This is a genomic window from uncultured Clostridium sp., assembly GCF_934754915.1.
Taxonomy (GTDB): Bacteria; Bacillota; Clostridia; order Clostridiales; family Clostridiaceae; genus Clostridium.
Genome location: NZ_CAKVKB010000118.1, coordinates 1 through 10,576, shown reverse-complemented (window position 1 = coordinate 10,576; position 10,576 = coordinate 1). Strand labels below are relative to the sequence as shown.

General features: G+C 30.0%; 10 protein-coding genes and 1 pseudogene. 1 reads left to right on the top strand and 10 read right to left on the bottom strand.

Features of this window, described 5'->3' with window-relative positions; translation table 11 throughout:
• Positions 1-172 precede the first annotated feature (172 nt).
• The 10 genes and pseudogenes from Q0F58_RS14585 to Q0F58_RS14535 form a co-directional block, all read right to left on the bottom strand.
• Positions 173-1,357, bottom strand: coding sequence for an acetyl-CoA C-acetyltransferase (locus Q0F58_RS14585; protein WP_294378039.1), 1,185 nt, complete (start codon positions 1,355-1,357; stop codon positions 173-175).
• A 213-nt stretch (positions 1,358-1,570) separates the two neighbouring features.
• Complete coding sequence (gene wecB / locus Q0F58_RS14580; protein WP_294378036.1) at positions 1,571-2,719, bottom strand: non-hydrolyzing UDP-N-acetylglucosamine 2-epimerase; 1,149 nt, start codon at positions 2,717-2,719, stop codon at positions 1,571-1,573.
• A 44-nt stretch (positions 2,720-2,763) separates the two neighbouring features.
• Positions 2,764-3,258, bottom strand: a complete 495-nt coding sequence (locus Q0F58_RS14575; protein WP_294378033.1) for a deaminase — start codon at positions 3,256-3,258, stop codon at positions 2,764-2,766.
• An 18-nt stretch (positions 3,259-3,276) separates the two neighbouring features.
• On the bottom strand, positions 3,277-3,906 hold the full coding sequence (gene upp, locus Q0F58_RS14570; protein WP_294378028.1) for a uracil phosphoribosyltransferase: 630 nt from the start codon (positions 3,904-3,906) through the stop codon (positions 3,277-3,279).
• A gap of 93 nt (positions 3,907-3,999) precedes the next feature.
• Positions 4,000-4,449 carry a ribose 5-phosphate isomerase B gene (rpiB, locus tag Q0F58_RS14565; RefSeq protein WP_294378026.1) on the bottom strand — a complete coding sequence of 150 codons (450 nt, stop codon included), beginning with the start codon at positions 4,447-4,449 and terminating at the stop codon, positions 4,000-4,002.
• A 20-nt stretch (positions 4,450-4,469) separates the two neighbouring features.
• Positions 4,470-5,519 (bottom strand): L-threonylcarbamoyladenylate synthase, encoded by a 1,050-nt coding sequence (locus Q0F58_RS14560; RefSeq protein WP_294378024.1) that lies wholly within the window; start codon positions 5,517-5,519, stop codon positions 4,470-4,472.
• 18 nt (positions 5,520-5,537) lie between these two features.
• Complete coding sequence (locus Q0F58_RS14555) at positions 5,538-6,125, bottom strand: hypothetical protein (protein WP_294378022.1); 588 nt, start codon at positions 6,123-6,125, stop codon at positions 5,538-5,540.
• Between the two features lie 110 nt (positions 6,126-6,235).
• Positions 6,236-7,318 (bottom strand): peptide chain release factor 1, encoded by a 1,083-nt coding sequence (gene prfA, locus Q0F58_RS14550; protein ID WP_294378020.1) that lies wholly within the window; start codon positions 7,316-7,318, stop codon positions 6,236-6,238.
• Positions 7,319-7,483: 165 nt separating this feature from the next.
• Positions 7,484-9,248: pseudogene (gene prmC, locus Q0F58_RS19675) on the bottom strand (peptide chain release factor N(5)-glutamine methyltransferase).
• A gap of 21 nt (positions 9,249-9,269) precedes the next feature.
• Entirely contained in the window at positions 9,270-9,857 is a 588-nt protein-coding gene (locus Q0F58_RS14535; RefSeq protein ID WP_294378013.1) for a thymidine kinase, read from the bottom strand.
• A gap of 185 nt (positions 9,858-10,042) precedes the next feature.
• On the opposite strand from Q0F58_RS14535, the gene rpmE reads away from it, so the two are divergent.
• A complete protein-coding gene (gene rpmE / locus Q0F58_RS14530) occupies positions 10,043-10,252 on the top strand; it encodes a 50S ribosomal protein L31 (protein WP_293977048.1) in 210 nt (69 codons plus the stop codon).
• Positions 10,253-10,576 lie beyond the last annotated feature (324 nt).

The window sequence follows — 10,576 nt, the reverse complement described above, 5'->3', positions numbered from 1 at the left end:
AAAAATAGTGGCTCCACAACTTACTTCATTGATAGCATTTTAATAACTTCATATCTCAAACTCTATTAAATTACTAAATTTGAATCTAAAAAAATTGTATAATTTCCTACATAATAAAAAATAGGCTATTACATATTTGTAATAGCCTTTAAAAAATCTTCTAAATATTAAATTACATCTTTTCAACAATGACAGCTGTTCCCATACCGCCACCAATACATAGTGTTGCTAAACCTTTTTTAGCATCGTCTCTCTTTTGCATTTCGTGAAGAAGAGTAACAAGAATTCTTGCACCTGATGCTCCAACTGGATGTCCTAATGCTATAGCACCACCATTTACATTAACTTTGCTCATATCAAAGTGTAAGTCTTTAGCTACAGCTAAGCTTTGAGCTGCAAATGCTTCATTAGCTTCTATTAAATCTAAATCTTCTACTGTCAAATTAGCTACTTCTAAAGCTTTCTTAGTTGCATGGAATGGACCATATCCCATTATAGCTGGATCTAATCCTTTTGAACCATATGAAAGGATTTTAGCCAATGGTTTGATTCCTAATTCTTCAGCTTTTTCAGCACTCATAACTACAAATGCAGCAGCTCCATCATTTATTCCTGAAGCGTTACCAGCTGTTACTGTACCATCTTTTATAAAGCATGGTTTTAATTTAGCTAAAGTTTCAGGAGTAGTTCCGAATCTTGGGAATTCATCTGTATCGAATACCTTTGGATCACCTTTTCTTTGAGGAATCATTACTGGAACTATTTCATCTTTAAATCTTCCTTCTTTTATAGCTCTTTCTGCTTTTTGTTGAGAAGCTGCTGAGAAAGCATCTTGTTCTTCTCTAGTTATTCCCCATTCTTTTGCTATATTTTCAGCAGTTACACCCATATGATAGTTGTTAAATGCATCCCATAAAGCATCATTTATCATAGTATCTACCATTTTTCCGTTATTCATTCTTTGTCCCCATCTAGCAGTTGGTAATGCAAATGGTGCTGCTGACATGTTTTCCATACCACCTGCAACAATAACATCAGCATCTCCTGCTTTAATCATTTGAGCTGCTAAACTTACTGCTCTTAATCCAGATCCACAAACTTTATTAATTGTCATAGCTGGAACTTCTTGTGGAAGACCTGCTTTTAAAGTAGCTTGTCTTGCTGTATTTTGTCCAAGACCTGCTTGTATAACATTTCCCATAATTACTTCTTCTACTAATTCTGGTTTTATGTTAGCTCTTTTTACAGCTTCTTTAATTACTGTTGCTCCTAATTCTGGTGCTGGAATATCCTTTAATGATCCACCAAAGCTTCCTAATGCTGTTCTTACTGCACTTACGATAACTACGTCTTTCATGACTTACCTCCTAAAATATATACCTTAGATATTTAAATAATTAAAATTATGTTTTTTATTTACTTTTCGTTAAATTATTAACACAACATAATTATACCATTTCTAGTTTTTTTATCAAGGGTTTATTGTTAAAATTTAGACAAAGTTCAATAAAAATTCTCTAAATAGAAAAAAGGATAAATTATTTTACTAATTCATCCTTTTATCCTATAATTATCTTTTAAATTCTTCAACTTCTTTATCATTTAACCCATAATATTTTAATATTGCATCAACAATTCTTTTAGATGCATTTCCATCTCCATATGGATTAATTGCTTTGCTCATACGATTATAAGCTTCTTCATTTTGAAGTAATCTATTCGCTTCATTTACAATGGTATCTACATCAGTACCAACAAGTTTTACTGTTCCAGCCTCAACTGCTTCTGGTCTTTCAGTAACATCTCTTAAAACAAGAACTGGTTTTCCAAGATGAGGTGCCTCTTCCTGTAATCCTCCCGAATCAGTCATAACCATAAATGATTTATTCATTAAATTATGAGTTTCTTTTGTATCTAATGGAGATAGTAAATGAATTCTTTCTTTATTACCAAGTTTTTCAAAAACAACATCTTTAACTACTGGATTTAAGTGAACCAAATAAACTAATTCAACGTCTTCATTCTGCTCAACTATTTTATTTAAGGCTTCACAGATATTTTCAATTCCTTTTCCCCAATTTTCTCTTCTATGTGCAGTTATCATTATAACTTTCTTATTGAAATTAATATTATTTAATTCTTCAGTTTCAAATACATAATCTTCTTGAACTGTATGTTGCATTGCATCAATTACAGTATTCCCAGTTACATAAATATCATCTTGATTTACACCTTCTCTTAAAAGATTATTCTTTGATCCTTTTGTAGGTGCAAAGTGTAAATCAGCCAAGCTTCCAGTAAGTTTTCTATTCATTTCTTCTGGAAATGGAAAATATTTATTAAAAGTTCTAAGACCTGCTTCTACATGACCAACTCTTATCTGTTGATAAAATGCAGCAAGAGCTCCTGCAAATGTAGTGGTTGTATCTCCATGAACAAGTATCATATCAGGCTTCTCTTTTGTAAATACTTCTTCTAATCCTTCCAAAACCTTATTTGTAATTCCAGTAAGGCTCTGTCTAGTTTTCATTATATTCAAATCAAAATCTGGAGTTATATCAAATAATTCCAATACTTGATCTAGCATCTCTCTATGTTGTGCTGTTACACATACTTTTGATTCAATTTCTTCTCTTTGTTCCAATTCCTTTACTAAAGGTGCCATTTTTATTGCTTCTGGACGTGTTCCAAAAATGGTAATAACTTTTTTCTTTATCACTATTATACCTCCAACTTTGCCACTTTAACTCACATTTTTAATATTTAGTAGCCAAATTCAGTATTCAGCTTCATCGAATCATCATTTTCAATCCATGAGTTAACACATATTTCTCTAAAGTTGTCCTTAGAATCTCTAATTACAACATAAGAAATCCCCGAATTTATAATAAGTCTTTTACACATTGAACATGAATTTGCGTTTTCAACATACTCTTTTGTTTTTGCATCTTTACCTACAAGATATAATGTAGCTCCTATCATATCCCTTCTGGATGCACTGATAATTGCATTTGCCTCACTATGAACGCTTCTGCATAATTCATAATGTGTTCCTCTAGGTATATTAAGTTGTTCCCTTATGCATTGATGCAAATCTATACAATTTTTTCTTCCTCTTGGTGCACCTGTATAACCCGTAGAAATTATCTCATCATTATTAACAATTATCGAACCATAATTTCTTCTTATACATGTGCCTCTCTCTAATACAGTTTCAGCAATATCCAAATAATAATTATGTTTGTCTCGTCTATTCATATCCAACACCTCTAATTATTATTTAGTTCCAAATAATCTGTCTCCTGCATCTCCAAGACCAGGCACTATATAACCATGCTCATTTAATTTTTCATCTATAGAAGCAAGATATATATCTACATCTGGATGAGCTTTCTGTACTGCTTCTATTCCTTCTGGTGCTCCAACTAAACACATTAATCTTAGATGTTTAGCTCCCCTTTTCTTTAACATTGTTAAAGCATCAATTGAGGATCCCCCTGTTGCAAGCATTGGATCAACAACAATTACATCTCTTTCTGCTATATCTTGAGGTAATTTACAGAAATATTCTACAGGCTGAAGAGTTTCTTCATCTCTATACAGTCCTATATGTCCAACCTTCGCTGCTGGAATTAAATTAAGAACTCCATCAACCATTCCAAGGCCTGCTCTTAATATAGGTACAACTGCCATTTTCTTTCCTGCAAGCATTTTACATTTTGCTATAGCTACTGGAGTTTTAACTTCAACTTCTTCAGTACTTAAATCTCTTGTAACTTCATATGCCATAAGCATAGATATTTCTTCTACTAAATTTCTAAATTCTTTTGAACCTGTTTTTTCGTTTCTTAAAATAGCTAATTTATGTAATATTAAGGGATGGTTTATTTCTGTTACTTTACTCATATTTTAATTCCTCCAAAATTCGTATACTATTACTTTTTGTAAAAACAATAAAATACTGGTTTTTAATCAACTTTATCTATATGTACATATATTTTATTTATTATATTTATCTTCAATAGCATTAATTTTATTTATTCTGTTTATATGTCTGCCACCTTCAAATTTTGATGATAAAAATGTTTTTACTATATCTATTGCAAGACCTGGCCCTACAACTCGTTGTCCCATAGTCAATATATTAGCATCATTATGTTCTCTAGTTGCATGTGCACTAAATGTATCAGAACATAATGCAGCTCTTATCCCTGGAACCTTATTAGCTGCTATTCCTATTCCAATTCCTGTTCCACATATTAAAATACCGAAATCAAATTCTTTTGCTGCTACAGCCTCTGCTACCGGCTGTGCGATGTCAGGATAATCACATGATTCTGTTGAATATGTTCCAAAATCCTTTATTTCATATTTTTCACTTTCTAAATACTTTATGATTTCATTTTTTAATTCAAATCCACCATGATCACAACCTATTGCAATTTTCATAATAAAATACCTCCTAAAATTTAAACATTAATAATATCAAATCCAGCTGCTTTGTTAAGTCTATTCATTATAGCAACTCCGACACCTTTTTCTTCATAGGCTTCTGCAAGAATTAAATCTGCGCCTAAATCATCACATCTTCTTAATGCTTCAAACAAATTCGCAGCAACTGTTGATAAATCCATAAGACTTCCTAATATAATTTTTGTTCCTTTATCATATTCACTTTCATTTTCTCGTACAGTCAATATGCATACATTTTTCTTTTTTTCTATATTATAGTTTACCATTTCTTTTATCTTTGCAACAGTATTTTTTCTATTTCCTGAAACTATTATAACTTTTGCATTGGGCGCATAATGTCTGTACTTCATTCCTGGTGCTTTAGGTTTTAAATTTTCGCTTGGTTTCTGCATTATAGCCTTATCTATTTCTATTTTGGAATCAATTTCTTTTAACATCTCTAATGTTATTCCACCCGGTCTTAAAACTAGAGGAGGATTTACAGTACAATCCACTATTGTAGATTCAACTCCAATTCTACTTATATCTCCCCCTATAATACAATCAACTCTACCATCAAGATCTTCAATACATCTCTTAATATCTGTAGGGCTTGGTCTTCCACTTATATTTGCTGAAGGTGCGGCTATTACTGTTCCTGACATTTCTATAAGTTTTCGTGCAATTTCATTATCAGGCATTCGTATTCCTACTGATTCAAGATTTGCACTTGTTACATAAGGTATTATATCTCTTTTTTTTAATATTATTGTAAGAGGTCCTGGCCAAAATTTATCCATCAGTTTATATGCTATTTCTGGAACATCCTGAACATATTTATCAATATTTTTTGATGCTACATGAACTATAAGAGGATTATCTTGTGGTCTTCCCTTTGCAATAAAAATTTTTTTTACTGCCTCTTCATTAAGCGCATCTGCTCCAAGCCCATATACTGTTTCTGTTGGAAATGCAACAATACCTCCATTTTTTATAATTTGTGCTGCTTCCTTTATCTTATCTTCTTCTTTTAGAATATCTTTTATCTCACTAACTCTTGTATTCAACGCTTTACCTTCCTTCTATTAAACTATAGTCTGACCTCTAGCAATTTTTATATTTTGAATACTCTCTTCTGTATATATTGCCTGAACACAATTTTTATATATTATGTCTAATAATAGATATTTTTTCAGTCCGCCTCTTCTTATAACTTGAAAATAATATTCCTTGTCAGGATTTAATTTAGTTATATAATTATACTCACTTTCGACTTGAGGATACCTTTTAAAGAAATTTTTATCAACATTTCTAAGAGATTTATTTTTAAATTTTACACTTGTTATTATTACTATTTCTAAATCATAATCTGATTTGCTGGTATGTACTATTGCAACTTTATCACATATTATCAAACTTTCTTTGGTGAAAATTCCTATTTTAAATATGAGCCTATTATTAGCACATCTGTATGTTACTTTATAATAATTTAAACGTATTATTATAGATATCACTATTAAAAATTCAATAACCCCTAAATAACTTAAATAAAATATTCTAGTTAAATTTGTCAATACAATTGCTATTGGAAGAAGGATTGAAATTATAAACATAGTGATAAGAAATACTTTAAAATGAAATTTTTCTTTCTTTATAGCTGTATATATGTCCATCTCAATTCCCCCAATTACTTTATTAAAGGGACTGTCTCAAAATATAATTAAGAAAACAATTATAGTATTTCCTAAAACTAATTATGATACAATCCCCAATTAAGTAATTATTATTCTTGTGTATTACCCATTGCTTTCATTTTTTCAGCTTGATCCGCTGTAATTAAAGCATTAATCATTTCATCGATGTCTCCATCTAAAAATGTTTCTAATTTATATAGAGTTAATCCTATTCTATGATCAGTAACTCTTCCTTGTGGATAATTATAAGTTCTAATTCTTTCACTTCTATCTCCAGTACCAACCTGACTCTTTCTGTCTTCTGCTATTCCTTCAGCTCTTTCTCTTTCAGCTTTTTCATAAAGTCTTGATTTTAATACCTTCATAGCTTTTTCTTTATTTTTCAACTGTGATTTTTCATCTTGACATGAAACTACAAGACCAGTTGGATAGTGTGTTATTCTAACTGCTGAATCTGTAGTATTAACACACTGTCCTCCATTTCCTGATGCTCTAAACACATCTATTCTTATGTCTTTTTCATTAATTTCAATTTCAACATCATCAACTTCTGGCAATACAGCTACTGTAGCTGTTGATGTATGAATTCTTCCACTTGATTCAGTATCTGGAACTCTTTGTACTCTATGAACTCCACTTTCATATTTCAATTTGGAATATGCTCCATGACCTTTAATCATAAATACAACTTCCTTAAATCCACCAAGATCTGTTTCATTTAAACTCATAATTTCAACAGTCCATCTTTGATTTTCAGCATATCTTGTATACATTCTAAAAAGATTATAAGCAAACAGTGCAGCTTCTTCTCCACCAGCTCCACCTCTAATTTCAACAAATACATTTTTATCATCATTAGGATCTTTAGGTAACAATAATATTTGTATCTGATTTTCTAATTCCTCTTCCCTTGCTGTAAGATCAGAAATTTCTTCATTAAGCATTGTTCTCATTTCTTTGTCACTTTCTTCGCTTAACATTTCTTTATTAGCTTCTAAATCTTCAACAACCTTTTTATATTCTCTATATGCATTCACTATAATTTCCAGATCAGCATGTTCCTTACAAAGTTTTCTCCATTCATTCTGATTCTGCATTATTGATGGATCACTGATTTTAACTGATAATTCTTCATATTTATTTTCTGTAAATTCTAACTTATCTAATAACATGTAATCACTCCGTACTTTATTTTTGGCATTTCTATATTATATCATATATTTCGATACTTAATCAATCAAGTCTACAATAACTGTCATTAATAATTTAAACAAAACTTCTATACACATTTTACCATAACATTTATGGATATGTTTATATTTCATTAATTCATAATTTTATAAATGTCCAATCACTATTCTATCCAAACCAGCAAAATCTTTAATTACTCTTATTTCTTTAAAATTATTATCTTCCATAAGGGATTTTACTTTTTCACCTTGATTATATCCTATTTCAAATGCTAGTATTCCATCTTCATTTAGAACTTTAATACTGTCTGTTGCAATTTTTCTATAAAAATCCAGACCATCAATTCCACCATTCAACGCAGTATGAGGTTCATATTTTTTAACATCATCCATAAGTTTTCCTATTTCATCAGTTTCAATGTATGGTGGATTTGATACTATGATATCATATTTTTTTGATTTCTTTATTGCTACATCAAGGAGATCGCTCTCTATAAATGAAACTCTTTCTTCAAGATTGTACTTTTTTATATTTATTAACGTAACTTTCTTTGGAATAGGATAATAATCCAACATATCAACTCTAATATTTTTTCTTAAATATGCCATTGATATACCTATTGCACCTGAACCACAGCATAAATCACATATTTGCTTTTCATCATCCTTCTTAATGTTTTTTAATACTTCATCTACTAATAGTTCAGTATCTCCTCTTGGTATTAATACCCCTTCCTCAACATGAAGCTCAATACCCATAAATTCACATTTATTTAAAATATATTTCACCGGCATTTTTCTGCTTCTCTTTGAAATCATTTCAAAAAAACTGTTGCTCAATACTTCTTCGACATTTTCTTCTTTATGAGTTATAAGATACAGCCTTTCTTTTCCTATTACATTTCCAAGCAATAATTCTGAATCAAGTCTAGCTGTCTCTATTCCACTGTCTCTTAATTTTTTTGTCCCCATATTGATTAATTCTTCAATTGTCATTTTTCTATTCAATATTCTCAATTCCTTCCGCAGCTTTTAATGATGCAATTGCAACTTCTATTTGAGAATCATCTGGTTCTTTTGTTGTAAGCAACTGTAGTTTTAGACCTGGATATGCTACTATCTTAGCAAGTTTTCCATCATCTTTTCCAAGCCACTTTATCAATTCATAACTTATGCCTGTAACAACGGGTATAAGAACAATCCTCAACACTAACCTTTCAACAATTCCACCCCATCCAGTACATGAAAAAATAATTATACTTACAAACATTATAAGAAACATAAAATTTGTTCCACATCTAGGATGAAGCCTTGGCTGCTTTCTCACATTTTCCACTGTAAGTTCTTCCATTGCTTCATAACAAAATATTGTTTTATGTTCTGCTCCATGATACTGAAAAAGTCTATATATATCCTTCATCTTACTTATTACATACATATATAATATAAGTATTCCTATCCTTATAAATGCTTCTATCAAATTTAATGCCAGATGAGATGCTCCTATACGCTTAAATATAGATGCAATTCCTGTAGGCAAAGCTACAAATAATCCTATGGAAAATATAAATGATACAATCATTGTAAATCCTATTATTATATCATTAGCCTTTTTCCCAAACTTATCCTGAAGCCATAATTCAAATTTTGTTGGTTCTTCATTTTCATCATCTAAAAATGTTGCTGAATAATTTAATGATTCCATTCCTGTTTTCATAGAATCTATAAGTACAAAAAAACCTCTTATAAACGGGATATTAAGTATAGGGTATTTCTTAGTTAAGGGTTTGCTATCTTTACGATCTATTTCTATATTTCCTTTTGGAGTTCTTACAGCTGTTGCAAGGCATTTACTCCCCTTCATCATAACACCTTCAATTACAGCCTGACCTCCTACATCACGCCTTTTCATTTATATACATCACTTACTCTCTTATAAATTTTCCTTGTATTTGTAATAGCAGTGTCCACACAATGATTCATATTCAACATTATTTTGTTCATCAATAGCAATCTGCTCGCCTTTAAATACAAATTTACCATTAATTTTTCTTCCATTAAATAAAGCTTTTCTTCCACATGCACATATGGTTTTCATTTCTTCTATGCTATGAGCCAAAAGCAAAAGTCTTGCACTTCCTTCAAATCCTTCTGTCCTAAAGTCAGTTCTAAGTCCATAACATATTATAGGAATATCTATCTTTACTGCTATTTCAAAAAGCTGATCTATCTGTTCTGCTTTCATGAACTGAACTTCATCTACTAGTATACAATTTATTTTCTTTCCTTCTTTTAGGTATTCAGTAATTATTTCAAATAAATCGTCCTCTTTTGAAACTAACAAATCTACATGCCTGTTAACGCCTAATCTGGAAACTAATGTATCTCCACCTTTAGTATCAATTTTAGGTTTTAATATCAGTACTTTCATTCCCCGTTCTTCATAGTTATGTGCAACCTGCATTAAATGCGTTGATTTTCCTGAATTCATCGCTCCATATCTAAAATATAACTTACTCATTTGTACTTATATCTCCTTTTTCTTTATCATTAACGATTATAACATTTAATACTTGCCATAAAAAGATATTTATATGTATAATATTTTTTGAATTTACTTAAAACTACAATTTTATTGACGCAGATTATTCTCTATGATATAATCAAATAGTTATTGATTATTCAAATTGAAAGAGGTGAAAAATAATGAGAGAAGGCATACATCCAGAATACCATCACGATGCTGTGGTTAAGTGTGCATGTGGAAACACTTTCACTACTGGTTCTGTTAAAGAAGAACTTAAAGTTGAAATATGCTCTAAATGCCACCCATTCTTCACTGGTAAACAAAAAATCGTTGATGTTGGCGGAAGAGTTGATAAATTCAACAAGAGATTCGGTCTTAGCAACAAATAGAAAATTTAGAGAAAGACATTGTCTTTCTCTTTTTTTCTTAAAATATATACCGCAATTAATAATGTATAATTGACAATTTACAGTGAATACTAAAACATTTGCAAAATTTTTTTCATATTATACAAATTTATTATTGCAATATATATTATATTTAATTGAATAATTTATATTTAGAATTTCAAAATAATATTAATACTGAAATTTATTTAGTTAAATTTTCTATTACCCAAGTTTATTTAAAATATATTATTTAATATATTTTTAGAACTAATAGTAATATTCAATAATAAAATTCTAATTGTAATATAATTTTAACACATTATG

Excerpts from the sequence above, each read along its gene's own strand:
- Q0F58_RS14585 (WP_294378039.1), bottom strand. The coding sequence starts at position 1,357 with ATGAAAGACGTAGTTATCGTAAGTGCAGTAAGAACAGCATTAGGAAGC.
- Q0F58_RS14575 (WP_294378033.1), bottom strand. The coding sequence starts at position 3,258 with ATGAATAGACGAGACAAACATAATTATTATTTGGATATTGCTGAAACT.
- upp (WP_294378028.1), bottom strand. The coding sequence starts at position 3,906 with ATGAGTAAAGTAACAGAAATAAACCATCCCTTAATATTACATAAATTA.
- rpiB (WP_294378026.1), bottom strand. The coding sequence starts at position 4,449 with ATGAAAATTGCAATAGGTTGTGATCATGGTGGATTTGAATTAAAAAAT.
- Q0F58_RS14555 (WP_294378022.1), bottom strand. The coding sequence starts at position 6,125 with ATGGACATATATACAGCTATAAAGAAAGAAAAATTTCATTTTAAAGTA.
- prfA (WP_294378020.1), bottom strand. The coding sequence starts at position 7,318 with ATGTTATTAGATAAGTTAGAATTTACAGAAAATAAATATGAAGAATTA.
- Q0F58_RS14535 (WP_294378013.1), bottom strand. The coding sequence starts at position 9,857 with ATGAGTAAGTTATATTTTAGATATGGAGCGATGAATTCAGGAAAATCA.
- rpmE (WP_293977048.1), top strand. The coding sequence starts at position 10,043 with ATGAGAGAAGGCATACATCCAGAATACCATCACGATGCTGTGGTTAAG.